Source organism: Advenella sp. EE-W14, assembly GCF_012923605.1.
Lineage (GTDB): Bacteria > Pseudomonadota > Gammaproteobacteria > Burkholderiales > Burkholderiaceae_B > Advenella > Advenella alkanexedens.
On the sequence record NZ_JAAVNG010000005.1, the window covers coordinates 32,451 to 59,309 of the forward strand.

Below are 26,859 nucleotides of genomic sequence, written 5' to 3' on the forward strand. Positions count from 1 at the left end.
AAGCTTACCGTCATTTTTTGCTTTTATTTTTTGTTTTTCATCCCTTCAAAACCAGTCTCGGCCACGGGTTTGAATTCGGTGGAACCTTTCATGTCCGAACCATTGTCCGCGTGCAATAGCAGCGGCTTATGCGCACATTTTTCACGCAGTACGGCCCGCTGAATCAGGGTGCCGCCGCGCGCCCACGGCGATGCTGTTCACCCGCCATCCGTGCTTCATTGACCAATTCAACAATTTGGCGGCGATCTGTGGCATTGGTCATTTTTCCTCGTCCCCCCAGATCGCCTGGACTTTTTTTCGCAAGGCCAGGATGGCCGCCGTTTCAGCCAAGGCGGCATCTTTACGACGCAGTTTGCGCTCCAGTTCCTTGATGCGTTTACGTTCTGCTTTAGTGATTTCTGCTTGCTGTGCGGATGCTTTGGCACTGACGTCATTGGCTTGTTCACAACTGCTGCGCCACCGACGTATTTGCTCAACATACAGGCCACGACGGCGACAATATTCGGCCAGTTCCGTTTCGGATAAGGCAGCGGTTTCCAGGACGGCATTGAATTTTTCTGCCGAGTTCCAACCTTCTGGTGTGCTGGCTTGGTTTGGTAATAACCGGCCTTGATCACGTGCCTGTTTACGCCAATTGTAAAGCGTCGCTTCGGAAATGCCTTCTTCCTGGGCTAGGGCGTGTTAACACAAACGCAGTCCGTCCATCACGAGTACGAAATTGACGAATCCAATGAACATGAGATCGAGCTTCTCAAAGCGGGAGAAGATTCTTCGGTAGCCTTTGAGGCGACGAAACAATCGCTCCACCTCGTTTCGCCGTCGATACATCGCGCGGTCATACTCCCATGGATCCAACCGCCTGGAGGACGGGGGTACGACGGGGATATAGCCAAGATCGAGCGCAAGCTGCCGGGTTTTATTGCCCTCATAAGCGCGATCCATCAGCAAATGGACGGGCCGAGTGAGCGCGCCGAGCCGTTCGAGCAAGACACGTCCAGCAGGCGCATCATGGGCCTGTCCGGGAGAAAGTGAAAACGCTACGGCAGTTCGATCATCCGCGGCAACCATATGAATCTTGGTGTTCCAGCCCCCTCTCGACTTTCCAATGGATTGGGGGCCGTTTTTTTTAAAGCACCCGTGCCATCAGGATGCACCTTTATGCTGGTGCTGTCCAATGAGACCGCTTCGATCTTTATACGCACGATCTGATGCTTCTGAAGCTCAGCAAACATCCGATCAAGAACACCAGCCTTTGCCCAGCGGTTCATGCGCGTGTAAACGGTGTGCCAGTTCCCGAATCGCTCGGGCAGACCACGCCACTTGCAGCCATGCTCGGCCACATAAAGGATGGCATTGACTACCTGCAAATTCGTTAGCTTGACATTGCCTCGTTGCCGGGGAAGGCAGCTTTCGATATGCGTAAATTGTTCAGGTGTGATTTCCATTCCTGTAGGATAGGCAATATTGCGGCCGATTGTCTATTAGTGTTAACACGCCCTAATTCAGCAACCGTTCGGTTATGGGGAGCCATTAATTTGGCCAGTATCGCTTCTCGGCGTTCGGGTGAGTATTTCATAGGAACCTTTTCTTTGCCCCCATCTTAGGATGGGTTAAATTCTAACATCGGTTGAGGTTCCAACTAGTCTGACACAGGGGGGATCATTATCTTTTTTTTCCATCCGACAGGATGTTTGGTAAAACGCTTGTTAAGGCCTTGCCGGTATTTATTAGGCTTGAACAGGCAAATACTGTCTGCCTTTTAAATATCACACAATCATCCTCGCTAGAGTTTGAAGGGTGTGCTGCACTTGCAATATCCAGTGCGGGTTTGGAACAGTTTCGTCCTGCGCTTGATATATTACAACCCTATACCTTGGAAGAAGCGTGTCGTCCCGGTCAGGAGGGGTGGCAGGCGAAGCCTGACGGGGTGGTGCTGCCGTTTGCCCTCATGTGTCGTGAGAGTCAAGCAACCACCCCGGCGCTTCGCGCCACCCCTCCACAGAGGGGAATTTATTCTAAGGTCACCAACAGCCGACTGCTCAAGAACGGCTGTTGCACAAAACGCGTCTTGTCGACAATGCTTACAGCGTTCGGGCAATAATTTCTTTCATGATTTCATCGCTGCCACCGTAAATTCGCCCGATACGGGCATCAATCCAGGCCTGGCCAATACCATATTCGGACATATAGCCATAACCGCCGTGCATTTGCAGGAACATGTCCAGCAGGCGTCCTTGCATTTCGGTGGCATTGAGCTTGGCCATGGCCGCCTGGGCCGGAGACAGGGCCTTGTCCAGGTGCAGCGCGATGCATTGGTCTACAAACACCCGCAGCATGGTGCTTTGGGCCTTGGCTTCAGCCAGCCTGAAACGGGTATTCTGGTAGTCAAACACGCTTTGCCCGAAGGTTTTGCGGTCACGGGTATAGGCAATGGTTTTTTCCAGGAAAGATTCAATCGAGGCGGCGGCACGCACGGCAATCACCAGGCGTTCCTGGGCCAGTTCGTGCATCAGGTAGCTGAAGCCGGCATTTTCTTCACCCAGGCGGTTGCTCACGGGCACTTTGACATTATCAAAAAACAGTTCGGAGGTATCCTGGGCGTGCAGGCCGATTTTTTCCAGTTTTCTGCCTTTGCTGAAGCCAGGGGTGTTGGCATCAACGCAGATTAGGGAAATGCCTTTGGCGCCCAGATCGGGGTCGGTTTTGCAAACCACAATCACCAGGTCGGCATTCAGGCCGTTGGTAATGAAGGTTTTCTGGCCGTTAATAATATAATGGTCGCCCTCGCGTTGGGCTGTGGTCCTGACCGCTTTCAGGTCGCTGCCGGTGCCGGGTTCGGTCATGGCAATCGCGCCAATGATGTTGCCACTGGCCATGGCTGGCAGCCAGCGGTCTTTTTGTTCTGGCGTACCGTAGCGGAAAATATAGGGGGCGACAATTTCCGAGTGCAGGTTAAAGCCCGGGCCAGTGGCATTGACCTTGCCCATTTCTTCAATCAGTACGGCAGAGTGGCCAAAATCACCGCCACCGCCATAGGGTTCGGGCAGCATGCAGTTAAGCAAGCCTTCCTGGCCCGCTTTGGCCCAAACTGATTTGGGCACAATCCCGTCTTTTTCCCATTGCGCATGAAAAGGGCTGATTTCCCTTTCTATAAAGCGTTGCACCTGGGTGCGGAAGTGTTCGTGGTCGTCCCGGAATACGGTTCTCATTTGTCTCTCTCTTTTGTGAATATGGAAGGAATGGATTTAGATGCTGTAATTGGGATTGCCTAATGACGACTCAACCGTACGCACCAGCGTGATCAGCCTGGGGGCGATATCTTCATCGATACGTTTGCTTTCTTCGCTGTAAACCGGTACTGAAGCGGCAAACATCCAGTACTCGTTATCAATGGGTTTTCTCAGGGGCACGGCAATCGCATCAATTTCGCGATGGAAGTCGCGGTGCCCGCGGCAAAAACCCAGGGTTGCAAGGTCATTGGCCGCGTCTTGCAGGCGTTCTTCAAACCAGGCCCGTTGGCCCGGGTATTTTTTTTCCAGATCAATCAGATAGCGTTCGCGGAATTCAGCGGGGATGGAATTGATATAAGCGCGACCGGTGGAGGTTCGGGAAATGGACATGCGCACGCCTACTTCCGGGCGATATATTTTGCTATTGGCACCTTGCGCGATTTCGACATAGCACATCTTGCTTTTACTGCCCATGACCAGTTGAACCTGTCCCGAAATATAGTCGGCCAGTTCCTGCATGAGTGGCCGTGCGATCTGGCGGATGGTCATGCGTTGCAGCACAGGGGCTGACAGGTTCAATAAACCGGCCCCTGGCACATATTTGGACAGGCGATCGGAGTAACGGATCAAGCCGTATTCACTAAGCGTCTCGAGCAAGCGGGACAGGGTAGGTTTGGGCAGACCTGTTTTTTCGCCAATTTCCTTGGCACTTAACTCATATTGAACCGGTGAGAAACAGTTGAGGATATTAATGCCTCTGGCAAGCGCGCTAACCAGTTTGCTCTCATCCGGGGTTTCTGAAGTAGACATGGTTTGTTCTCTTTATCTATTAAATTATTTGAGGTTTAATAAAATTATGATACATTAATATCAAAATATCAATTAAATTATATAAATAATGAGACATAAGTTTCATTTTAAGGAGATAAAATGGAAGAAGCGGTTATTGTTGATGCCATCAGAAGCCCGATTGGCCGTTCCAAGGCTGGCGGTGCCTTTACCCAAATGCATCCCACCGATTTATTGGCACAATTGCTTAAAGGGATTGTCGAACGCAATAAATTGGATCCCGCCATGGTGGATGACGTGATTACCGGTTGTGTCAGTCAGGTGGGCGAGCAATCCGGTACACCGGGGCGGGTCGCATGGCTGGCAGCAGGTTATCCCGAGCATGTGCCTTCCACCACGATTGACCGCAAATGCGGTTCCAGTCAGCAGGCGGTGCATTTCGCCGCCCAGGGCATCATGGCGGGAGCTTACGATATTGTGATTGCCTGCGGTATTGAATCCATGAGTCATGTACCCATGGGAGTGTCCCGGCTTGATCAGAATCCCTATGGTGAAGCCTTCCTCAGGCGTTACGAGCCAGGCCTGGTTTCGCAGGGTGTGTCGGCCGAGCTGGTGGCTGCAAAATGGGGTATTTCCCGCCAAGAACTCGATGAATACAGTGCCCGCTCCCATGAGCGTGCGCATCAGGCACGCGAAGCCGGTTTGTTCAGGCGGGAAATTCTCCCCATTCATACCGTGAATGGTGTGGTGGATCAGGATGAAACCATCCGTCCGGGCACGCAGGCCAGTAAATTGGCCGAGTTGAAATCCCCCTTTGAAAATGAAGCCATGTCGCAACGGTTTCCGCAGATTGGCTGGCATGTTACAGCAGGCAATGCCTCGCAAATCAGTGACGGGGCCGCAGCCATGTTAATCATGAGTCGCCGCATGGCCGATCAGCTGGGCCTGAAACCGCGTGCCCGCTTTGTGGCTTTTGATGTGCGTGGCGATGATCCCTTGTTGATGTTGACGGCGCCCATCAGTTCAAGTCGCAAGGCTATTGATAAAAGTGGCCTGAAACTGGAAGAGATCGATCACATAGAGGTGAATGAGGCCTTTGCCAGTGTGCCTTTGGCCTGGCAGCGGGAATTCCAGGTGGATAATGCCAAATTAAATCCACGGGGCGGTGCCATTGCACTGGGACATCCTTTGGGCGCATCTGGTGTTCGCCTGATGACGACCATGTTGCATGCACTTGAGGATAATGGCCAACGTTATGGTTTGCAAACCATGTGTGAAGCGGGTGGTATGGCAAACACCACTATTATTGAAAGATTAAACTAATTAATAAACCGATCAAGGCAGGAGATACCTATGCAGTTGCAGGAAAATATGTCGGCAGTAGTAACCGGTGGTGCATCAGGCCTGGGCCTGGCGACCGCGGAAAAGCTGCTGGCCAAAGGGGTTCAGGTGGTGATTGCCGACCTGAACGATAAAGGACAGGAAGTGGCTGATCAGCTGGGCAATCATGCGCACTTTGTGAAGGCGGATGTGTGTGAGCCGGAGCAAATGAAAGCCGTCATTGAAAAAGCGGTTTCACTGGCGCCCTTGCGTGCCCTGGTGCATTGTGCCGGATATGGTGCACCCATCCGGGTGGTTGAAAAAGATGGAGAACCCGGAAATCTGGAAAAATTTGAAGCCATTATCCGTGTCAATGTGATTGGGACCTTCAATTCCTTGCGTCTTGCCGCAGCCGCCATGGCCAAAAATGAGCCGCTGGACGGTGAGCGTGGCGCCTGCGTGTTAACGGCATCGGTGGCAGCCTATGAGGGGCAAATCGGTCAGATTCCGTACTCTTCAGCCAAAGCCGGTATTGTGGGCATGACGCTGGTGGCGGCACGGGATTTGGCGCAACGCCTGATTCGTGTCAATACAATTGCCCCAGGTTTGTTTGATACGCCTTTGTTATCTAAATTGCCGGAGCATGTGAAATCGGCCTTGGGTGCCTCAGTGCCGCATCCGGCACGTTTGGGTTTTCCGTCAGAGTACGCCTCATTGGCCGTACAGATGCTGGAAAATGCCATGCTCAATGGTGAAACCATCCGGCTTGACGGTGCCATTCGCATGACGCCCCGTTAATCATTCAAGTATTAACCAGTAAGACCTGCCCCGCCATTAAATCAATAAGCAGTAAGGGGGCAGTTTAGAAAACCGTAGCAGCATTCTGAATTTCCAGGAGACAAAAATGAAGAAGGTGACAAGACGTACGGCAGTATCCATGATGTGTGCAGCAGTCGTGGGCATGAGTGCCCTGCTGACAGCAAATGCGCAGGCCAGCACAGACAATTATCCCGACAAGCCCATACGGATCGTGGTTCCATTCCCTCCGGGTGGCGGCACGGACACGATTGCCCGCATGATTTCCCATGAACTGGCCAATGAGCTGGGTACAACGGTATGGGTGGAAAACAAGCCGGGAGCAAGTGGCACAATCGGCAATCAGTCTGTGGCCAAGGCAGCCCCCGATGGCTATACCGTATTGCTGGGTATTACGGCGCTGGTGCAGGCACCCTGGTTGTATAAAAACCTGCCTTATGACATCAGTGAGCTGAAGCCTGTTTCACAGGTTGCCCTGTCGTCCGATGTGTTTGTGGTGAAAAGTGATCTTCCGGTTAATACGATGGAAGAGTTTATCGAGCACGTGAAGAAAAATCCGGGCAAGTATTCATATGGGTCCTACGGTAATGGCACCTCATCTCATTTGCATGGTGAACAGTTCAAGGTGATTAACGGCATTGACCTGATGCATATTCCTTACAGGGGTTCAGGCCCTGAGGTGACCGCCATGTTAAGCGGTGAGCTGACATCGGCCTTTATTGATATTACCGCCATCAGTCCGCATCTGAAGTCAGATAAATTCAAGGTGCTGGGCGTGACCGGTTCCAAACGCCTGACCTCATTGCCCGAGGCCAGAACCTTTAATGAAATGGGTATGGAAGGCTTCAATGCCAACGGCTGGTTTGGTTTCTTTGTACCTGCCGGTACCCCGGAGCCAGTGGTGGATCTGCTCAGCGGGAAAATCCAGAAAGTCATGAAAGCACCTAAAATTCATGACCGTTTAACGGATATGGGCCTGATTCCTGTGGGTAACTCTGCTGCCGAATATGCTCGAATCGTCAAAGACGACTTGGCTGAATATGGCAAAGTGGCCAAAGAAACCGGTATCCGGATGGATTAATCCGAAAGGCATCAAGGTATGAAAGACTCATCAGGAGACAAGCAGATAATGAGCCCAATCAAGCGTAAATTTTGGCCTAAAGGTGTACCTGCCAATGGGAGTGTGCCGCATGTGACACTTCCTCATTATCTTGAAACCGCTGCATTGCGCTATCCGGATAAAACCGCCATTATCTATGGCGGCAGGCATATCAGTTACCGGGAGCTGAGGCAACATGTCCATGCCATGGCTGGCTTTTTGCAACAGAAAATGCAGTTGGCCCGGGGTGATCGCGTGTTGCTGATGAGTCAGAATTGCCCGCAGTTTGTGATTGCATTTTATGCCGTCCTGCAGCTGGGGGCAGTGGTGGTGCCGGTTAATGCAATGTGTACCTCCTCTGAAATTCAGCACTATATGGATGATAGTGGTGCCTGGTTCGCTTTTGTAGCGCAGGAGTTGTTAAAGCAGATTGTCCCTTGCATGCAAAGTAACAGGGAGGACGGGTTGCGGCATGTCATGGTGCATGCTTACCGTGATTTTGTGGCGGATCTGGCTGATCCCGATTTGCCTGATTTTGTCAGGCAGCACCATGATCCTGGCTTGTCTGATGGGATGGTGGCATTTTCCGAGGCGCTACAGGCGGGTTTGTCGGCCGAAGCGGTACAGACCGACCCGGATGATTTTTGTGTGCTGCCGTATACATCGGGTACCACCGGCAAACCCAAAGGCTGCATTCATACGCATTCAACCTTACTGGCCTCATTGGTGAATTCAGCCATCTGGCGTAATTTGCATGCCGAATCGGTCATGTTGTCGGTGGCACCCATGTTTCACATGCTGGGTATGCAAAATGGCATGAACATGCCCATCGTGCTGGGGGGGACCGTTGTCATGATGCCGCGCTGGAATGCCGAATTGGCCCTGAAATTAATGGAAAAACATCGGGTTTCCGTATGGACGGCCCCGCCTGCCATGGTGCTGGATTGTTTTTCGCAGCCTTCGGCCGATCAACGTGATTTATCCAGTCTGGCCTTGCTGTCCGGAGGGGGCGCTGCCATGCCGGAAGCGATTGCCGCCATGCTTAAAACGCGTTTTGGCATTGTTTACAATGAGGGTTACGGCATGACCGAAACCGCTTCTTTCCTGCATTGTAATCCGCTTGAGCACAGCAAACGTCAGTGTCTGGGCATACCAACCCAGGGGGTTGATTCACGCATTGTTGATCCGGCCACCTTGCAGGAGTTGCCGCAGGGTGAGGTGGGTGAGCTCATCACCAGTGGTCCGCAGGTCATGAAAGGATATTGGAAAAACGAACAGGCCAACCAGGAATCTTTTCTGGAACGTGATGGTCGGGTTTTCTTCCGTACGGGTGATTTGGCAAGGATTGATGAGGATGGTTACTTTTTCATGTGTGATCGCCTTAAACGGATGATCAACGTATCCGGGTATAAAGTCTGGCCCAGTGAGGTGGAAAACACATTCTATGATCATCCTGCCGTTCATGAGGTATGCATTGTCGGTATCCAGGATAGCGTCAAGGGTGAGATCGTGAAGGCACTGGTTGTGCTGAAACCGGAGTACGAGGGGCAATTGTCGGAGCAGGATTTGATTGCCTGGGCCAGGGAAAAGATGGCGGTTTACAAGGCGCCCAGACTGGTCGAATTTGTGGACACCTTGCCAAAATCCAATACGGGTAAAATAATGTGGCGTAAACTGCAGGCAGATCAAAATAATATAACAGGAGAAAAAATATGACTCAGGTTTCACGTGCACCACTTCAGGGGGTCAGGGTGCTGGATTTAACCCGTTTGCTGCCGGGGCCGGCTTGTGCCATGCATCTGGCCGATATGGGCGCCGAGGTGGTCAAGCTGGAAGATACCGGAGCCGGTGACTATGCCTGGGCCGCCTTGCGCTCCCAGGTAAACCGGAATAAACGGGGCTTGCAGCTGGATTTGAAAAAAGAGGCCGGCAAGGCCCTGTTTCTGGATCTGTGTGAAAAAGTCGATGTGGTGATCGAGGGATTCAGACCTGGTGTCATGGATCGCCTGGGTGTGGGCTATGAGGCAGTCAAACAGCGTAATCCCGCCATTGTGTATTGCAGTATGACCGGCTATGGGCAAACAGGTCCTTACAGCCAGGCAGCCGGTCATGATATTAACTATATTGCCAGGGCGGGTGTTGCCGATCAGGTGGGGAACGGTACGGGGACACCGGCCTTGTCCAATCTGCCTTTGGCCGATCTGCTGGGAGGCGCTTCCACAGCATCTATTGGGATACTGGCGGCATTGTTTGACGCACAGCGAACCGGTCAGGGACGCCTGGTCGATATTTCTTTTTCTGACGGTATTCTGGCTTATGCCGGTTTACCGATGGCCGCCCTGAATGAGTTTGGGCAGGCCACCCCTGCGGGTGCCACCAAGCTAACGGGGTCGGCGGTTTATTATGGTTTTTATGAAACCGCTGATGGACGTTATATTGCCGTGGGTTCTTTTGAACGAAAATTCTGGGATGAGTTTTGTGAGCTGATCGGACGCGAAGACCTGAAACCATTCCATGACGCATCCGATCCTGAGCAGGTCAATTATGCGAAAAACGAACTTGGTCAGTTAATTGCAGCTTACGATTTTGCCTGGTGGTGTGAAAAACTGGCAGGCAGTGATTGTTGTGTCACGCCTGTGTTAAATATGGGTGAAACCGCCAATGATGTCCACTTTAAAGAACGGGGCATGATTATCGAGTCAAGCAATGAACAGGGTGAAACCGTCAGGCAATTGGGCAGCCCGTTCAAAATGAGCGGGTTCGAGTTTGCCATCCGGAATCCGTCGCCAATAGCCGGCCAGCATACGGTAGAGGTATTGCGGGAATGGGGTGTGAACAGTGAGCGTATCCAGCAATTGCTGGATGATAGGATCGTTGTTCAGGCTTGAATTGATTTTTTTCAATCAAATGATTGTTTCAATAAAAGTGCCTGAATAAAAAAAGGGAATCGTTATTAACGATTCCCTTTTTGTTTAAGCCTTAATCAAGTAGATTGATTAGGCCCAGGCACGAGGTGCCGGTTTTTTCTTGCCGCGAGCGAAAGACTCTTTATTGCCTTTGCCGAATGGACGGTCGTTGCCACGTGAGGCGGGCCGGCCTTCCTTGGCAGGACGATCACCGCCGAAACCGCCACGTGATGGACGGTCACCAAAACCGGCCTTGGCAGGACGATCACCAAAAGACGGGCGATCACCACCGAAGCCACCACGGGCAGGGCGGTCACCGTAAGCGGCACGGGCGGGACGGTCACCAAATGAAGGGCGTTCTGCACGGGCAGGGCGATCGCCAAATTCAGCGCGGGGTTTGTCAAAAGACCTTTCCTGATCGCCTTTTCTCATGGCAAAGCCGGAGCGGGACTGGTCTTTGCCTTTGTTGAACCTGCGCTCACCACCACCATTGCGACCACCGCCTTTGCCACCCTTGCGTGAGCGTGTGCTTTCTGCCGTTTTAGTGGGTTCCAGGCCTTCAATGGTTTCTGCATTCAGCGTTTGGCCGATGAAGTGTTCGATACGACGGATTTTATGTCTTTCGCTATGGGTTGCCAGTGTAAAGGCCAGACCGTTTCTGCCGGCACGGCCGGTACGGCCGATACGGTGAACGTAGTCTTCGGCCTGCATGGGCAAGTCGTAGTTGATGGCGTGGCTGATGCCTTGTACGTCAATGCCACGGGCGGCCACGTCGGTGGCAACCAGAATGCGCAGACGGCCACGTTGCAGCTGGTTCAGAGTGCGGGTACGCTGGCGCTGGTTCATGTCGCCATGCAGGGCTGAGGCGGCAAAACCCTCTTCGTCAAGGCGGTCGGCCAAGGCATCGGCACCCCGTTTGGTAGCGGTAAATACAATCGCCTGGTCTACCGATGCATCACGCAGCAGGTGATCAAGCAGGCGCATTTTGTGTGCAGCGTCATCTGCGTACAGCAGGGTTTGCGTGATGTTGGTGTGTTTTTGTTTCTGGTTTGAAATATCAATGCGTTTGGGTTCGTTCAGCATGTCTGCGGCCAGGCGGGCAACAGAGCCTTCGAAGGTTGCAGAGAACATCAGGGTTTGGCGGTTTGCCGGAGTTTTGGCCACAATGCTTTCAATATCTTCAATGAAGCCCATGTCCAGCATGCGATCGGCTTCGTCAAGAATCAGAGTGTGTACCTGTGACAGGTTAACGCGCTTGGCATTCAGGTGGTCGATCAGGCGGCCTGGGGTGGCAACCAGTACGTCTACGCGTCGTGAAAGCATTTTGATTTGCGCGCCATAGGGCATACCGCCCACAACGGTGGCAATACGCAAGTCCTGAATGCCCTGACCATAGGTTTTGGTCGCTTCAGCCACTTGCTGGGCCAATTCACGGGTGGGGGTCAGTACCAGCACTTGAACGCCTGCGCCTTTATTGGCGGGCATGTTGGCGATACGATTCAGGGAAGGCAGCATGAAAGCGGCGGTTTTGCCACTGCCGGTTTGAGCAGAAACAATCAGGTCATGCCCTTCCAGTGCCTGGGGAATAGAGGCGGACTGCACGGAGGTCGGTTCGGTATAACCGGATTTTTTCAGTGCAGATAAAAGAATGGGCGATAAACCAAGAGTGTCAAATGACATAAGTGTCCTTAAAGTATTAATTAACAAGCCTGGGGATGTGTCTGTTTTGCGCAGAAACATCGAATACCACAGGCATGAACGAACACGATAAAACGCGACTCATGCTAAGTATGAATGTGTGAGCAAACAGAAAACGAAAGGGGTAAGGCCAGACGAGTTGTTGATCGGAGCATCGTGCCGACCGGATCAACCAATGGATGTATTAAAACAGCGCAGGTCAGGAGGTAGGAGCGATGATGGTTGGCATATGGGCTAAATAAGCCTTAACTACATTAACTACTGAATTCACTGCTGAAGTAAAAATGCCAATCAATTTGCAGTAAGAAGTCAATGATAAAGGGTTTTTACTAACTTGTAAAGATTAAAAGACAGTAAATCAGATATTTAAGTCAAGTTGTAGCTTTTGTTTTGTATCATTATGTGACAGGGCCCAGTTGACGGGGGCCTGGTCATGGGCTGAAAGCCATTCATTGCAGGCCTTGAAATGTCCATTGCCAAGAAAAGGTTCGGGGGGGCGGCTGGCAGATAAGGGAGAGGGATGGTTGCTTTTCAGTATAAGGTGATTTCCCTGGCCTGCCAGGATCAGGGGGATTTTACTTTGGGCATGCGCACCCCATAACAGGAAAACGCAATGTGCCTGGTTGGCAAGATGGCTGATGACGGTATCGGTAATGTGTTGCCAGCCCAGCCGGGCGTGGGAAGCCGGTTGGCCGTTCTCAACGGTCAGGACAGTATTGAGTAGCATGACACCTTGGTTGACCCAGGGGCTCAGGTCATTTCCTTCAAGCCTAATGTTTTGGTATTCCTGAGCCAGCTCTTTGAAGATATTGCGCAGGCTGGGAGGGGTTTTGATGTGGTTCGGCACGGAAAAAGCCAGCCCTTGCGCCTGGCCCGGCCCATGGTAAGGGTCCTGGCCCAGGATAACGACCCGGGTGTTTTCAGGCCCCAGTTGCTCGAATATTTTGAGGGGTGCCGCCGGGTAAATAATGGCCCCCGCCCGTAGCCGTTCGTTCAGGAAATGGTTGATGTGTTCCATGACGGGTTTAAGCGAGGGCTGCCTGAACAGGGCCTGCCAATGGGGATGGCAGCGCATGAGTTGATCGGGCAGGGATCCCTTGAAGCAGTTTGACGCAGACATTCAGATTTCCGCCAATGCACGGGCAAGGGCCTGGTGGTAGGCCGGTTTCAGTTGATTCATTTGACTGAGATGGTCCTGCCATTCGGCCGGTGCCTCGCTCTGGGTAAAGCGGGGAGTGCCCCAGGTGGAGCCGGGAAAGTGCCGGTCTTGCCTGAAACGGGGAATAATATGCCAGTGCAAATGCGGCACCATGGTGCCGAATTGTGCCAGGTTGATTTTGTCCGGATTGAGTACCTGTCGTTGAAGCGATTCAACGCATAACACAAAGCGCATGAAACGCATTTGTTCGTCGGGGGACAGGTCGGTCATTTCCTTGACGTGTTGTTGCCAGATAACACGGGTATAACAGGGGTAGTCTGCATCGGCAGCGTCAATGACGCGAACCTGTTCATTTTGCCAAATAAGCGGTTCGTTGCTGGCGTTACATAATACGCAGGCGTCAGTCATTGGGTTATTCCCTGATGAAACCGGCCAGTGCCAGACCCGGGTCGGGTTCACGCATGAAGGCCTCGCCAATCAAAAAGCCATAGACATCATGGTCTATCATTTTTTGAATGTCTTCATGCGAGTGAATGCCGCTTTCAGTAATGACAGTGCGGTTGTCGGGAATCAGTGGCAAAAGATCCAGGGTGTTTTGCAACGAGGTTTCAAAGGTACGCAGGTTACGGTTGTTGATGCCGATGAGCGGTGTTTTAAGCTCCAGCGCGATTTCCAGCTCGTCGCGGTCATGAACTTCGACCAGTACATCCATGCCCAGTTCAAATGCCAGCTTTTCAAACTCTTTGAGTTGCTCTTTGGAGAGGGCGGACACGATCAGCAAAATGCAGTCGGCACCCATGGCGCGGGCATTGATGATCTGGTAGGGATCGATCATGAAGTCCTTGCGCAGGACGGGTAACGGGCAGGCCGCGCGGGCCTGGCGCAGGTAATCGTAGGAACCCTGGAAAAACTGGACATCGGTTAAGACGGACAGGCAGGCCGCGCCATTGGCGGCATAGCTGCGCGCGATTTCGGGCGGGTTGAAGTTTTCCCTGATGATGCCTTTGGAGGGAGAGGCTTTTTTGATTTCTGCAATGACCGCAGCCTTGCGAGCACCTATTTTTTCACGCAGGGCATTGGCAAACCCACGGACATCCTGCCGGGCCTGGGCTTCGCGCAGCAAGTCCGCTTCGCTGCGGATCTGTTTCTGGGAAGAAACCTCTTCTTTTTTAACGGCCAGAATCTTGGCTAAAATATCGCTCATGAGTTGAATTTCCTTGTGAATGCACAGAATTCTTCCATTTTATCCCGTGCCGCGCCAGATGCAATCAATTCGCGTGCCTGATGGATGCCATCCTTGATTGAATCGGCTTTGTTGCCTGTGTAAATGGCCAGACCGGCGTTAAGAATAACGATATCCCTGGCTGCTCCTTCACGGTTGTCCAGGGCTTCCCTCATTTTTTCCAGGGATTCTTCCTTGTTGGCCACTTTCAGGCTGCGGTTGGACACCATTTGCATGCCAAAGTCTTCAGGGTGGATTTTGTATTCACTGACCACGCCATTTTTCAATTCGCCAACCAGGGTGGCCGCACCCAGAGAGGCTTCATCCATGCCATCGAGGCCGTGGATGATGAGGACGTGTTTGGCGCCCAGCTGTTGCAGAACGCGAACCTGGATGCCGACCAGGTCGGGGTGGAAGACGCCCATGAGCTGGTTACCGGCCTTGGCAGGATTGGTCAGGGGGCCCAGGATATTGAACATGGTTCGCACACCCAGCGCCTTGCGTACGGCAGCCACATTTTTCATGCTGGCATGGTGATGCGGGGCGTACATGAAGCCGATGCCGATGTTTTCAATACATTCGCGAACCTGGTCGGGTTGCAGCTCGATATTGGCGCCCATGGCTTCCAGTGCATCGGCGCTGCCGGAAGAGGATGAGGCGCTGCGGTTGCCGTGTTTGGCGATTTTTACGCCCGCGGCCGCGGCAACAAACATGGCGGTGGTTGAAATGTTGAAGGTGTTGCTGCCATCACCGCCCGTACCGCACATGTCCAGCAGGTCATCGGTATTGTCCAGGTTGACCGGGGTGGCAAATTCGCGCATGACGGTTGCCGCTGCGGTCAGTTCGCCAACGGTTTCTTTTTTGACGCGCAGACCTATCAGCAGGGCACTGGCAATGGTGTCGGGTACTTCGCCATTCATCAGTTGACGCATCAGGTGCAGCATTTCGTCATGGAAAATTTCGCGGTGTTCAATACAGCGGGTAAGCGCTTCGGTATAGGTGATTTTCATTTTTTGTTCATATCCAGAAAATTTTTCAACAGGGCATGTCCATGCTCGCTAAGGACCGACTCAGGATGAAATTGCACCCCGTAAATGGGCAGGGTTTTGTGGGCGACGCCCATGATTTCACCATCGTCGGTTTCGGCGGTGACGGTCAGGCAATCGGGCAGGGTTTCGCGCTCGATGGCCAGCGAGTGATAGCGGGTAACGGTGAAAGGAGATGGCAGGCCCTTGAAAACATCGGTCCCGGTATGGGTGATGGGTGAGGTTTTGCCGTGCATGATCTGTTTGGCACGAATGATCTTCCCGCCAAAGGCGGCGCCAATTGATTGATGCCCCAGGCAAACGCCCAGGATGGGTTTTTTGCCGGCAAAGTGTTTGATCAGTTCAACGGAAATGCCTGCCTCGGCGGGTGAGCAGGGGCCGGGTGAAACGCAAATCAGATCCGGATCCAGGGCGGCAATTTCTTCCACCGTCATCTGGTCATTGCGCACAACCTTAACGTCTTCGCCCAGTTCGCCAAAATACTGAACCAGGTTATAGGTGAATGAATCATAGTTATCTAGCATCAGCAACATGTTGTTATCCTTCTTCTGTACTGTTAAACGGGTTGGTCAAGGCCATACTGGACCTGTTCGGCCGCACGCAGTACGGCGCGTGCCTTGGCTTCGGTTTCGAGCCATTCTTTTTCAGGATCGGAGTCGGCCACAATGCCGGCGGCGGCCTGTACGTAAAGCATGCCGTTTTTAATCACGCCGGTACGAATCGCAATGGCCACATCCATGGTGCCGTTGTAGCTTAAGTAGCCGGCGGCGCCACCGTATACGCCACGGCGTACCGGTTCAAGCTCGTCAATGATTTCCATGGCCTTGACTTTGGGCGCACCGGTCAGTGTGCCGGCAGGGAACGAGGCGCGCAAGACATCAATGGCACCCATGCCCGGTTTAAGCGTACCCTTGACATTGGAAACCAGGTGCATCACGTGTGAATAACGTTCAATATTCATCTGGTCGGACACGACAACAGTGCCGGTTTGTGCCACGCGCCCCACATCGTTGCGGGCCAGGTCAATCAGCATGACATGTTCGGCAATTTCCTTGGGATCGGCCCTCAGTTCTTCGGCCAGCGCGGCATCTTCGGAAGGCGTTTCACCACGCTTGCGGGTTCCGGCCAGCGGACGGATGGTAATCGTGGATTGTTCCTGTTTGTTTTCATCCAAAAATACTTCCTGGCGCACCAGGGTTTCGGGTGAGGCACCCACAACATGGAAATCGCCAAAGTTCCAGAAGTACATGTAGGGGGACGGGTTCAGTGAGCGCAGGGCACGGTACAGGGACAGCGGTGAATCACGGAATGGCTTGGCAATCACCTGGCCGACCTGGACCTGCATCAGGTCACCGGCAGCAATATGTTCTTTGGCTTTGAGGACGGCCTTGATGTAGTCCTCTTTCTTGAAGTCCCTGATTTCTTCCGTCACCATGCTGGGCAGGCTGTAGGGAATTTCAACCGGTTTGCGCAGCATGGTACGCAATTTCAGGAGCCGTTTCTGGGCTTTGCTGAAGCTTTCCGGGACGGACGGGTCGGCATAAATCATGAGGTAGGTACGACCGATCACGTTGTCAACAATGACCAGTTCATCAACTTGCATGAGCATGATGTCGGGAATGCCTTCTTCCTGACCATGCGGGAAAGGCTTGACGGCAGGCCCCAGGCTGGGTTCTATGTTGCGAACGGTATCGTAACCGAAATAACCGGCCAGGCCACCGGCAAAACGGGGAATGCCGGGGCGGGTGGCCACTTTGAAACGCTGCTGGAATGTCTTGATGAATTCAAGGGGATCACCGTCATGGGATTCAACCACTTGGCCATCGGTAATGACTTCGGTGTGCTGTCCGCTGGCCTTGATGACGGTTTTGGCAGGCAGCCCAATAAATGAGTAACGGCCAAATTGTTCACCACCCACCACTGATTCCAGCAGACAAGTCATGCGGCCGGCTTCTTTGCCGGAATGGGCCAGTTTGAGGTAAATCCCCAAGGTGGTATCCAGGTCTGCGTAGGTTTCCTTGACAATTGGAATGCGGTTGTAGCCTTGTGCTGCTAATGCGTTAAATTCAATTTCAGTCATCATAGAGGTCTCATTTTTTTAATTAGACCGGGCAGAAATAAAAAACCCGGTCTTGCCATACAGGTTACCGGGAATTTTATTTACTGCTTGATTGACGTTAAGGATGCGTGGACGCGCCTTTTACTTGAAAATCCCGGAACACAAACGCCACCAGCGCCAATAGTTGGCGCGATAAGAAGAAGCGAATGCATTGAAAAGGGTTTTCATGGGCGTAGCTGATTTCCTGAGTCTGTCATTGATTGGCCAGCCATTGGGCCGCACCAGTCATTGAGTCAATAATAGCATCTACTTTAAGGGTTTGTACACTGTTTCCTTCGTTATACCCGTAAGGCAGGATTAAAACAGGCATGCCAGCGGCCTGGGCCGCCTGCACATCATTGATGGAATCACCAATAAACACGCTGTTTTCGGGCGGATAACCCAGTTTTTCACAGGCATACAATAAGGGCTCTGGATGTGGTTTTTTTCTTGCGCAGGTGTCACCGGACACTACTGTGTCAAAAAAACCGATCAGGCCGGTCTGGGTTAACAGGGGCAGGGTGAATGCTTCGGCTTTGTTGGTGACCACGGCCAGTTTCAGGCCTTGTGCCTTCATGGCTTTCAGACCGTCGATGACACCGGGGTACACGGTGCTGGCATCACCGTTAACCAGATGATAATGGCGAACGAAAATTTCCCTGGCTTGATTGAAAACCTCAGGAGGAAGTTCCTCGTTGTCAAGACTGCCATTGATGGTGCGAGTAATCAGGTTGTCGATGCCTTTGCCTACAAAGCTGGCAATGACGTCTTGTCCCAGGGTATGCATGCCCAGTTCCAGGCGCATGGCATTGGCGGCATGCGCAAGGTCGGGAATGCTGTCTACCAGGGTTCCGTCAAGGTCGATAAGAACAGCGTTGATGGTCATGGTGTGCCCTTATGTTGAAGAAGCTGCTGTGGCTTCGCCCTTGGCGATTTCACGGCGCATTTCAGCGATGATGGCGGCATAGTCTTGCTGGCCGAAAATGGCTGAGCCGGCCACAAAGGTATCAGCACCGGCGGCACGGATCTGGGCGATGTTATCGGTTTTTACGCCACCGTCAACTTCGAGTAGAATGGATTGGCCACCCTGGTTTTGCCATTGGTCAATACGTGTTCTGGCCTGGCGCAGTTTGTCCAGTGTGTTGGGAATGAATTTTTGTCCGCCAAAACCCGGGTTGACCGACATGAGCAGAACCACATCGAGTTTGTCCATGACATGATCCATGAAGGCAAGCGGGGTGCCGGGGTTGAAAACCAGGCCAGCCTTGCAGCCATGGTCACGGATAAGTCCCAGGCTGCGGTCTATGTGACGGGATGCCTCGGGGTGGAACGTGATGATATTGGCACCTGCCTTGGCAAACATGGGGATCAGGCTGTCCACTGGCTCACACATCAGGTGGACATCGATGGGGGCGGTGGTATGGGGACGAATCGCTTCGCACACCATGGGGCCGATGGTCAGGTTGGGGACATAATGGTTGTCCATGACATCAAAATGGATCCAGTCGGCACCGGCTTGGACGACATCGCGGACTTCTTCACCCAAACGGGCGAAATCGGCAGACAGGATGCTGGGTGCAATTCGGGTAACATGCTGTAATGACATGATGATTTTTCGTAATTTGAGATGGTGGAAGTACAATAAGCGGTTATTATTTCACATAAAATAGTGTGATAATTCATTCAGGAGAATTCTGTTGAAATCTGATAGCATCGAGATTGAGGTCATTGCGCAATATCTGCCGGAGCAATCGGATCCTGAAAAAAGGCAGTATTTTTTTATTTACACGGTACGCATCAGGAATAACGGTTTGTTTGCGGCACAAGTTATCAGCCGGCACTGGATTATCAGGGATGGTAACGAGCAGGTCCAGGAAGTCAGGGGGCTGGGAGTCATCGGGCAACAGCCGCTGATTGCCGTGGGCGATACCTTTGAGTACACCAGCGGGTGTCCGCTCAGTACGCCTTATGGCACCATGAAGGGCAGTTATCACTGTGTGGGTGAAAACGGTATTCCCTTTGATGTCGATATTCCCGAATTCGTGCTGACCGTACCTCGTACCTTACATTAAGAACGGAAAAAAAATAATGATGAAACTTCGTCTTCTGACCCTTTCAGTCAGTTCGGCTGTTTTGCTGGCTGCCTGTTCGGGTGGCACCCCTTTTGTATCCGTCGATGCACCCGAGGCACCTGCCATTGATGCGCCTTTGACAGTGCCTCCGTTGTCTTCCTTTGCGGAAACCTCAGCACGTCAATTGTCAGGCCAGTATACCCAGGCTTCCTGGTCTGATTTGCCCGGTTGGGAGCAGGCCCAGGTTGATAATCTTTGGCTGACTTTACTGAATAATTGCCGGGGCCTGATGCGACCCATTTCCGGTTCCCTGACAATACCTGCACGCGCCACACCACAAGCCTGGCAGCCTGTTTGCAAGGCCGTTGCCGAATCGGGTCAGCCTGCCCGCAGCAATGATGCCGCTTTTGTGAAAAATTTTCTTCAAACTCATTTGATGCCCTGGAAGGTTTCTGGCGCAAATGGCAGCCGCAATACCGTTACCGGTTATTATGAGCCGGTGGTCAGAGGGTCCCTGACACAAGGGGGCGTTTATCAATGGCCCATGTACGCCCCGCCCGCTGATTTACTCACCATCGATCTGGGCAGTGTCTATCCTGAGTTGGCAGGCAAACGCATCCGGGGCAAACTAGAGGGCAATAAAGTGGTGCCTTACGATACCCGTGAGCAAATTAACGCCAGCGCCAATAAGCCGCCGGTTATTGCCTGGCTGGATGATCCTGTTGAGGCCTTTTTCCTGCAAATCCAGGGTTCAGGCCGTGTCCTGCTTGATAATGGTGAAACCCTGCGCCTGGCTTATGCCGACCATAACGGCCGCCCTTATACTTCCATTGGAAAATGGCTGGCCGATAAGGGTGAACTGCCCATCAGTCAGGCATCCATGCAAAATATCAAGGCCTGGGCCAAGGCCAATCCCCATCGTGTTCATGAAATGTTGAATGCCAATCAGGCCATGGTGTTTTTCCAGCCTGAAAAAGTGACCGATGAGGCGATTGGACCTAAAGGCGCTTACGGTATTCCTTTAATTGCCCAACGGTCGGTGGCGGTTGATCCCACGTTCGTGCCATTGGGTTCTCCCCTGTTTTTATCCACGACCCAGCCGGGCTCCACCGAGCCGTTGCAAACGGTGGTTTTCGCCCAAGATACGGGTGCTGCCATCAAGGGGGCTGCCCGAACTGATTTTTTCTGGGGTAGTGGTCCCGAGGCCGGTAATCTGGCTGGTAAAATGAAGCAGCAGGGAGAAGTTTGGATTTTATGGCCTAAACAGGCTGGAGCACCGAGTGCAAGATGAGTAAATATGATGTAGTGGTTTGTGGGGGCGGTATTGTTGGGTTGTCCTGCGCGCTGGCCTTGGCCAGGCAAAGAGTGAATGTGTGTTTGCTGGGACCCAGGAAAAAGCCCATGGCTAACCTTGGTGAGCAGTACCATCCCAGGATTTATGCAATTTCTTCAGCCAGCCAGCTGTTTTTGCAAGAGCTGGGTGTCTGGAATTCCATTCCTGCCGAGCGCATTGTGCCGGTTGAAAGCATGGAAATCCATGGTGACCGGGATGGTATGGTGGTGCTTGATGCCTGGCAGGCGGCACAAGCCGAGTTGGCCTGGATTATGGAGTCCGGGGAAATAGAACAGGCCTTGTTCCAGGCAGTGCAAATTTTTGGTGTGCCCTGGATTGATGACAAAATGCAAAGCTATTCGCCAGGCCAGGTGGTTACTGAAAAAGGTAAAACGCTTCAGGCCGAGCTGTTCATCGGTGCCGATGGCGCGCGCTCTCCGTTGCGCAAGGCGGCAGCGCTGGCACATGAAGCCAGGTCGTATGGTGATACCGGTCTGGTTTTGCAGCTCACCACTGAAAAACCGCATCTGAATACGGCCATTCAATGGTTCAGACCCAACGGTATCCTGGCATTCCTGCCATTGCCTGATACCCGTGATGGCCATCAGGTTTCCATGGTGTGGTCATTGCGTGATGAGCAGGCCAACGTGCTCCTGGCCATGGATCCAGAACAGCTGGCCATCGAGTTGCCCCGCAAACTTGATGAAATTACGCAAGGCAGATTGGGCAAGGTCAGTGTACGCAGCCCTCTGTATGGTTTTCCTCTTACCCTTGAAAAAGCCAAAATGACCGCACCGGGTATTGCCCTGGTGGGAGATGCCGCTCATCGCGTACACCCCCTGGCAGGGCAGGGACTGAATCTTGGGTTGGTTGATGCGCAGGTTTTATGCCATACCCTGGCTCAAAAGGAACCTTTTCGCTCTTTCGGTGATCTTAGAGTACTTGAACGCTATCAAACCGAGCGTGCGGAGGCCATTCTGGCCATGCGATTGGCCACCGATGGCCTGCACAAACTTTTTGCATCGCCGTCATCCGGGCCTTTGGCACTTTTGCGAAATGCCGGCATGGACGTGGTGCAGCGCTTGCCGTTTGTCAAGCAGCGTTTGATCGCGGCGGCTTCGGGACTTTAATTTATCAAAGGCGGGTTGTTATCTGCTTTATACAGGAAATAGTTGGAATGAAATTGCATTTGAATAAATGGGCAAGGCTCAAGGCACTGTCTTTGTGTTGCTTGCTGGGCTTTGCTTCGTCACCGCTTTTGGCACAAGAGGCAACAAACACAACGGATAGCATAAAAGAAGCCATTGCCTCGGCCTTTGAGGTAGAAGTAACGGCTGTCGAAAAAACCCCTTATGAGGGGATTTATGAAGTCCAGATGGGTACCAATATTGTGTACACCACTGAAAAAGCCGATTTTGTGATCGCTGGCAATCTGATTGATGCCAAGACCAAAAGCGATGTCACCAGTGAGCGGGTGGCCAAGTTATCCGAGGTGCCGTTTGAATCCTTGCCCATTGAGCAGGCTGTCAAACGGGTTATTGGGAATGGCGAAAGAAAAGTGGCCATTTTTGAAGATCCCAATTGCGGTTATTGCAAAAAACTGTATAAAGAGTTCGAGAACGTTGATAACGTTACCGTGTATACCTTCCTGATGCCTATTCTGGCCCCTGATTCCATGGTGAAAGCCAAGAATATCTGGTGTGCCAAAGACCAGGCCCTGGTATGGGGAAACTGGATGGGTAAAAATGAAACACCGCCTACTGCAAAATGTGAGGACGAAACGCCTATCAACCGTATTCTTGCCTTGGGCAGAGACTTGGGCGTGCAGGGAACACCTGCCATGTTTTTTGAGGATGGCAGTCGCATCAATGGCTATATGCCAGCTAAAAACCTCAATGAGGTACTGGACCGCCAAAGTCGGAAGGTTAGCCAGAATTAATCATTAATACGATTAAGTTGACTGCCTTTAATGAAAAAAAGCCGGTTTTGGATGCCGGCTTTTCTCATGAGTGAGAGAACGGATGGCGCAATAGCTCATGGACCGACTTGACCCGCAGGTCCACATAAGACGGCCGGATTTTATGTTTGGAGCTGAAAGGCGTGCCGGCATTGAAGATATGAACGGTTTTCATATGCAGTTGTTTGGCAATCTTCAGGTTTTTCAGGGTGTCTTCAACCAGGATGGTTTCGGTGGGTTTGCATTTTAGCTGGGAAAGCAGTTGATGCATTAAGGTCGGCGAGGGTTTTGGCCGAAAGGTGCCTTGCAGGCGCATTTGATCGATGGAACAGATACCGGCAAAACAGTGACGGATGCCCAGCGTGTCAAGGACCGAGCAGGCATAACTGTGCGGGGCATTGGTGAGGATGTACTTGATACCGGGGGTGTTTTTCAATAACCCGGCCAGATTTCGTTCCGGTTTGACAAAGTCGGGCGCGTGAAAATCATGACTCATGTGCAGGAATCGCGAGGCATCGACGCCATGATGGCGCTCCATGCCAATCATGGTGGCTCCGTAGCGTTCCCAGTATTTTTGCCGTAGTGCGGTGGCCGGTACAAAACCGATGTCCAGCGCTTTCATGATGGCTTTAGTCATGCTGACATCAATCTGGGCAAACACGGCGTGAGAAGCGTCGTGCAGGGTATTGTCCAGGTCAAAAAGCCATACACGGCCGGTTTGACGGTGTATGGCTTTTGCACCTAATGGCTTGATCAGGTTGGAACAGTGCATGCCTTAGGCGGTAATCATGGTGCCAACGCCTTTATCGGTCAGGATTTCCAGCAGCAGGCAATGCGGAACGCGGCCGTCAAGGATATGGACGGAATTCACACCATTTCTGGCTGCTTCAAGGGCTGATGAGATTTTGGGCAGCATGCCGCCGGAAATCGTGCCATCGGCAAAAAGCTCATCAATCACTTTGGCGGAAAGGCGACGCAGCAGATTGCCTGATTTATCGAGCACGCCGGGTGTATTGGTCATCATCAGGAGTTTTTCAGCTAGCAGGACTTCGGCCATTTTGCCCGCCACCACGTCGGCATTGATGTTGTACACATTACCGTCTTCGGGATCGTAACCAATAGGGGAAATGACCGGGATGAATTGGTCATCCTGCAGGGCCTTGACTACGGACGGGTCGATGCTGGTGATATCACCCACAAAGCCGATATCCAGCGGTTGGTCGGGATTTTCCTTGTTGGGCATTAATTTTTTGCGTGCCTGGATGAGGCCGCCATCCTTGCCGGTCAGGCCCACCGCCTTGCCACCGGCTTCGTTAATCATCATGACGATGTCCTGCTGGACCTGACCGCCCAAGACCCATTCAACCACTTCCATGGTGTCGGCATCGGTCACGCGCATGCCCTGGATGAAGTTGCCATCTTTGCCCAGACGCTTGAGGGCGCTGTCGATTTGCGGACCACCACCGTGGATGACAATGGGGTTTAGGCCGATGAGCTTGAGCAGGACAACGTCACGTGCAAAACTGCGTTGCAGGCTTTCTTCGGTCATTGCGTTGCCACCATATTTGATAACAACGGTTTTCCCATGAAAGCGGCGAATATAAGGCAGGGATTCAGAAATGATATCCGCTTTTACAGATGGCGGAACAACATTGATATCCTGTGGCAAAATGTCGGTCATTTTCGGTCACAAATTAAAAGGTTAAATGGAATCAGGTTTTGGCAAGTGTGTCCTGCAAGGTTTTTTCAAAGATGGCTTTATCATAATTGCCAATGTAGCGCTTGACAATATTGCCTTGTCGGTCGAGCAGATATGAGACGGGCGTAAATTTAATATCATCAAAAGCTTTGGCAACGCTGCCATCTTTGTCAAGTGTAACCGTAAAAGGCAGATTGTTGTCACGGGTATAGTTCTGGACGAAAAGCTCGGGGTCGTAGGCCATGGCAACAGCGATCGTGTCGTAGCCCTGGTCTTTGTATTTGTTGTAATAGGCAATGGTATCGGGCATTTGCTGAATGCAGGTAACACAACTGGTTGCCCAGAATTTAATCAGGACGACTTTGCCTTTCAGGTCAGTGGTCTGGAACTGTTTGCCCTCGAGGCTGTTAAAGGTGACATTGGGGGCCGCTTCGGTTGAGCTCAGCATAAACCAGGCGCCTATTCCGGCCAGGGCAACAATAAGGGAAACAATAAATTTTTTCATCAGTTCAACGGATAGGTTTGCGTCGTGGAGGGATTCACTTCTGTTCCAGGGACTGTCATGCCACCGCTTGATGAGGTGGTGGCCGGCTGGCTGGCGGTACCCGTATCGGAAACCAGGTCAAACACTTTGACAACCCTGTTAACACCGCTGACACCTGCTGCTGCCGAGGCAGCACGGTCTCCTTCGATGGGCGTGACCTGACCCATCAGGTAGACAACACCCCGGCTGGTCGTGATGTCAATGGTACCGGATGGGACATCTTTGGTGGTGAGAAGTTCCGTTCTGACCTTGGAAGTTATCCATGAGTCATTGGCACGGGTGCTGAATGAGGCCGGTGGGGCAACCACGACTTCATTCAGGACGGTTTTTACATCGGGAACGCCCCGCGCAATGGCGGTGGCCCGTTCTTTGGCGGCGAGGGTGGAGGCCTCTCCGGTTAACAGGACCCGTTGGTTGTAGGCCATGGCATTAATGCGAACCGAATCTTTAAGCTCTTCACTGATGCGGCTTTCGGTACGGATGCCAATGTTTTTGTCGGTCAGCTGCATGCCCGAGGTGCGGCGGTCAGAAATAACCACCGCTGTTGTGGTTGCTGCACTACCCACCAGCAAGGGGACGCATGCGGACAGCAGGGTGCTGGCGCCCAGGACACAAGCAAGTAAAGCGGTAGGGCGAATTATTCGAGCTGCGCGCTTTAATTTCATGAAATATCTCCTAATAAGAATGCATCAATACCATCACACAACACATGCAGCAGCAAACCATGCACTTCCTGTATGCGCATGGTGCGATCGTGGGGAACACAAAGATGAACATCGAAATCGGTCAGCATACCGGCAATTTCACCGCCACTTTTACCGGTCAGGGCGATGACGGCCATGTTCCGTTCGTGTGCGGCCTGGATGGCCTTGATGACATTGCTTGAGTTGCCGCTGGTGGACAGGGCAACCAGGACATCACCGGGTTGACCCAGTGCCTGTACCTGGCGCTCGAAAATGACATCAAAGCCATAGTCGTTGCCCACTGCGGTCATGATAGAGGTGTCTGTATTGAGTGCAATGCCGGCAAACGGGATCCGGTCGCGTTCGAACCGCCCAACCAGTTCGGCAATGAAATGCTGGGCATCCGCAGCGGAACCGCCGTTACCGCAGGCCAGTACTTTTGCGTTATTGCTGATTGCCTGGACTAATATATCGATACTTTGCGCAATCGGTGATATGAGTGTGGACGCGCTGTTTTCCAATGTCTGGATGGCGTCTTGAAAATGTAAATTGATTCTGGTTGAAATATCCATGACCCTGATTATCGCACGAGTGCGCAAAAATACTTGTGATTAATGCATTAAAACATAAGTGGCAATGCTGCTGCCTGCCAGAAGTGTAAGGTGATTTTATCAGGTTGAACGTGTTATGGCTCAAAATGCATGCCTGATCCAGTCTATCTGCCCGTGATCCAGGCAAATGGCATCAAATCGGCATGCCGGGGTTTTGCCTCCGAAGTATCGGTGGCTGAGCAGGGGTAAATAAAATGCGGCACTGGCTCTCAGGCGTTTTTGTTTGGCAGCAGTTATGCTGGCAGCAGCACCACCGAACTGTTGGCTGTTGCGCAGCTTGATTTCTATAAATACCAGTACCTGGCCATCCACCATAACGGCATCAATTTCGCCAAACCGGCAAGCCAGGTTTTGCGCCAGTATTGTCAGGCCCTGTTTTTCAAGATATTCAATGGCTTGCTGTTCTGCCTGCAGTCCCGTGGCTTGCCGGGCCGATAATTTATGTGCATAAAAAGGTTTGCGGGTGGTTGCCTGGCGCGATTGGCGGTTTTTTGCCCGCTTTTGCTGTGCAGCCAGCGCCAGCTCAAAAACGGTACGGTCAGGGGTGTTGGTCATTTTGTATGAAAAGTGTTTTTTT

General features: G+C 52.3%; 27 protein-coding genes. 9 read left to right on the top strand and 18 right to left on the bottom strand.

Features of this window, described 5'->3' with window-relative positions; genetic code table 11:
* Positions 1 to 681: 681 nt before the first annotated feature.
* From HCX92_RS01865 to HCX92_RS01875, 3 genes are all read right to left on the bottom strand, one after another.
* Positions 682 to 1,445, bottom strand: a protein-coding gene (locus tag HCX92_RS01865; RefSeq protein ID WP_246587438.1) for an IS5 family transposase whose coding sequence is annotated in 2 segments (ribosomal slippage) — positions 682 to 1,130 and positions 1,130 to 1,445 — 765 coding nt in all. Because the reading frame shifts where the segments join, the coding sequence is not laid out codon by codon here.
* A gap of 636 nt (positions 1,446 to 2,081) precedes the next feature.
* Positions 2,082 to 3,209, bottom strand: coding sequence for an acyl-CoA dehydrogenase family protein (locus HCX92_RS01870; protein WP_169293227.1), 1,128 nt, complete (start codon positions 3,207 to 3,209; stop codon positions 2,082 to 2,084).
* A gap of 36 nt (positions 3,210 to 3,245) precedes the next feature.
* Positions 3,246 to 4,040 (bottom strand): IclR family transcriptional regulator, encoded by a 795-nt coding sequence (locus HCX92_RS01875; RefSeq protein ID WP_169293228.1) that lies wholly within the window; start codon positions 4,038 to 4,040, stop codon positions 3,246 to 3,248.
* A gap of 120 nt (positions 4,041 to 4,160) precedes the next feature.
* On the opposite strand from HCX92_RS01875, the gene HCX92_RS01880 reads away from it, so the two are divergent.
* The 5 genes from HCX92_RS01880 (at position 4,161) to HCX92_RS01900 (ending at position 10,142) form a co-directional block, all read left to right on the top strand.
* Positions 4,161 to 5,342: a thiolase family protein gene (locus HCX92_RS01880; protein ID WP_169293229.1), complete on the top strand. Its 1,182-nt coding sequence runs from the start codon at positions 4,161 to 4,163 to the stop codon at positions 5,340 to 5,342.
* A gap of 30 nt (positions 5,343 to 5,372) precedes the next feature.
* Positions 5,373 to 6,137: an SDR family NAD(P)-dependent oxidoreductase gene (locus HCX92_RS01885; RefSeq protein ID WP_169293230.1), complete on the top strand. Its 765-nt coding sequence runs from the start codon at positions 5,373 to 5,375 to the stop codon at positions 6,135 to 6,137.
* 106 nt (positions 6,138 to 6,243) lie between these two features.
* Entirely contained in the window at positions 6,244 to 7,236 is a 993-nt protein-coding gene (locus tag HCX92_RS01890; protein WP_169293231.1) for a tripartite tricarboxylate transporter substrate binding protein, read from the top strand.
* A gap of 18 nt (positions 7,237 to 7,254) precedes the next feature.
* A complete protein-coding gene (locus HCX92_RS01895) occupies positions 7,255 to 8,970 on the top strand; it encodes a long-chain-fatty-acid--CoA ligase (protein ID WP_248289974.1) in 1,716 nt (571 codons plus the stop codon).
* On the top strand, positions 8,967 to 10,142 hold the full coding sequence (locus HCX92_RS01900; RefSeq protein WP_169293232.1) for a CaiB/BaiF CoA-transferase family protein: 1,176 nt from the start codon (positions 8,967 to 8,969) through the stop codon (positions 10,140 to 10,142). The genes HCX92_RS01895 and HCX92_RS01900 overlap by 4 nt, the downstream gene beginning before the upstream one ends.
* A 108-nt stretch (positions 10,143 to 10,250) precedes the next feature.
* Here HCX92_RS01900 and HCX92_RS01905 read toward each other — a convergent pair whose 3' ends face one another.
* The 9 genes from HCX92_RS01905 to rpe all read right to left on the bottom strand — a co-directional run bounded on the left by HCX92_RS01905 (position 10,251) and on the right by rpe (position 18,989).
* A complete protein-coding gene (locus tag HCX92_RS01905) occupies positions 10,251 to 11,840 on the bottom strand; it encodes a DEAD/DEAH box helicase (protein ID WP_169293233.1) in 1,590 nt (529 codons plus the stop codon).
* A 376-nt stretch (positions 11,841 to 12,216) separates the two neighbouring features.
* The gene (locus HCX92_RS01910) at positions 12,217 to 12,978 is read right to left on the bottom strand and encodes a uracil-DNA glycosylase (protein ID WP_169293234.1); all 762 of its coding nucleotides are present in this window, start codon (positions 12,976 to 12,978) and stop codon (positions 12,217 to 12,219) included.
* Positions 12,979 to 13,425, bottom strand: coding sequence for an HIT family protein (locus HCX92_RS01915; RefSeq protein WP_169293235.1), 447 nt, complete (start codon positions 13,423 to 13,425; stop codon positions 12,979 to 12,981). It abuts the gene before it with no gap.
* A gap of 4 nt (positions 13,426 to 13,429) precedes the next feature.
* Positions 13,430 to 14,221: an indole-3-glycerol phosphate synthase TrpC gene (trpC, locus tag HCX92_RS01920; protein WP_169293236.1), complete on the bottom strand. Its 792-nt coding sequence runs from the start codon at positions 14,219 to 14,221 to the stop codon at positions 13,430 to 13,432.
* Positions 14,218 to 15,249: an anthranilate phosphoribosyltransferase gene (gene trpD / locus HCX92_RS01925; protein ID WP_169293237.1), complete on the bottom strand. Its 1,032-nt coding sequence runs from the start codon at positions 15,247 to 15,249 to the stop codon at positions 14,218 to 14,220. The genes trpC and trpD overlap by 4 nt, the downstream gene beginning before the upstream one ends.
* Positions 15,246 to 15,818, bottom strand: a complete 573-nt coding sequence (locus HCX92_RS01930) for an aminodeoxychorismate/anthranilate synthase component II (protein ID WP_169293238.1) — start codon at positions 15,816 to 15,818, stop codon at positions 15,246 to 15,248. The genes trpD and HCX92_RS01930 overlap by 4 nt, the downstream gene beginning before the upstream one ends.
* A 23-nt stretch (positions 15,819 to 15,841) precedes the next feature.
* Positions 15,842 to 17,365, bottom strand: coding sequence for an anthranilate synthase component I family protein (locus HCX92_RS01935; RefSeq protein ID WP_169293324.1), 1,524 nt, complete (start codon positions 17,363 to 17,365; stop codon positions 15,842 to 15,844).
* Between the two features lie 232 nt (positions 17,366 to 17,597).
* Complete coding sequence (locus HCX92_RS01940) at positions 17,598 to 18,269, bottom strand: phosphoglycolate phosphatase (protein WP_169293239.1); 672 nt, start codon at positions 18,267 to 18,269, stop codon at positions 17,598 to 17,600.
* Positions 18,270 to 18,278: 9 nt separating this feature from the next.
* Positions 18,279 to 18,989, bottom strand: a complete 711-nt coding sequence (gene rpe, locus HCX92_RS01945; RefSeq protein WP_169293240.1) for a ribulose-phosphate 3-epimerase — start codon at positions 18,987 to 18,989, stop codon at positions 18,279 to 18,281.
* A gap of 91 nt (positions 18,990 to 19,080) precedes the next feature.
* Here rpe and apaG point away from each other — a divergent pair, with 91 nt between their 5' ends.
* From apaG to HCX92_RS01965, 4 genes are read left to right on the top strand one after another with little or no spacing between them, the layout of a single operon-like run.
* Positions 19,081 to 19,455, top strand: coding sequence for a Co2+/Mg2+ efflux protein ApaG (gene apaG / locus HCX92_RS01950; RefSeq protein WP_169293241.1), 375 nt, complete (start codon positions 19,081 to 19,083; stop codon positions 19,453 to 19,455).
* Between the two features lie 19 nt (positions 19,456 to 19,474).
* Positions 19,475 to 20,746 carry a murein transglycosylase A gene (locus HCX92_RS01955; RefSeq protein WP_169293325.1) on the top strand — a complete coding sequence of 424 codons (1,272 nt, stop codon included), beginning with the start codon at positions 19,475 to 19,477 and terminating at the stop codon, positions 20,744 to 20,746.
* Complete coding sequence (locus tag HCX92_RS01960) at positions 20,743 to 21,918, top strand: FAD-dependent oxidoreductase (RefSeq protein WP_169293242.1); 1,176 nt, start codon at positions 20,743 to 20,745, stop codon at positions 21,916 to 21,918. The genes HCX92_RS01955 and HCX92_RS01960 overlap by 4 nt, the downstream gene beginning before the upstream one ends.
* A gap of 47 nt (positions 21,919 to 21,965) precedes the next feature.
* Positions 21,966 to 22,727: a DsbC family protein gene (locus HCX92_RS01965; RefSeq protein WP_169293243.1), complete on the top strand. Its 762-nt coding sequence runs from the start codon at positions 21,966 to 21,968 to the stop codon at positions 22,725 to 22,727.
* A 64-nt stretch (positions 22,728 to 22,791) separates the two neighbouring features.
* On the opposite strand, the gene HCX92_RS01970 is transcribed toward HCX92_RS01965, so the two are convergent.
* From HCX92_RS01970 to HCX92_RS01995, 6 genes are all read right to left on the bottom strand, one after another.
* Positions 22,792 to 23,517: a pyrimidine 5'-nucleotidase gene (locus HCX92_RS01970; protein WP_169293244.1), complete on the bottom strand. Its 726-nt coding sequence runs from the start codon at positions 23,515 to 23,517 to the stop codon at positions 22,792 to 22,794.
* Positions 23,518 to 23,520: 3 nt separating this feature from the next.
* The gene (gene argB, locus HCX92_RS01975; protein ID WP_169293245.1) at positions 23,521 to 24,426 is read right to left on the bottom strand and encodes an acetylglutamate kinase; all 906 of its coding nucleotides are present in this window, start codon (positions 24,424 to 24,426) and stop codon (positions 23,521 to 23,523) included.
* Positions 24,427 to 24,457: 31 nt separating this feature from the next.
* Positions 24,458 to 24,949, bottom strand: coding sequence for a TlpA disulfide reductase family protein (locus HCX92_RS01980; protein ID WP_169293246.1), 492 nt, complete (start codon positions 24,947 to 24,949; stop codon positions 24,458 to 24,460).
* A complete protein-coding gene (locus tag HCX92_RS01985) occupies positions 24,949 to 25,653 on the bottom strand; it encodes a BON domain-containing protein (RefSeq protein ID WP_169293247.1) in 705 nt (234 codons plus the stop codon). Before HCX92_RS01985 ends, HCX92_RS01980 begins: the two co-directional genes overlap by 1 nt.
* Complete coding sequence (locus tag HCX92_RS01990; RefSeq protein ID WP_169293248.1) at positions 25,650 to 26,243, bottom strand: phosphoheptose isomerase; 594 nt, start codon at positions 26,241 to 26,243, stop codon at positions 25,650 to 25,652. Before HCX92_RS01990 ends, HCX92_RS01985 begins: the two co-directional genes overlap by 4 nt.
* Before the next feature lie 120 nt (positions 26,244 to 26,363).
* Positions 26,364 to 26,859: YraN family protein (locus HCX92_RS01995; protein ID WP_371808379.1), on the bottom strand; the 496-nt coding region annotated here is incomplete at its 5' end.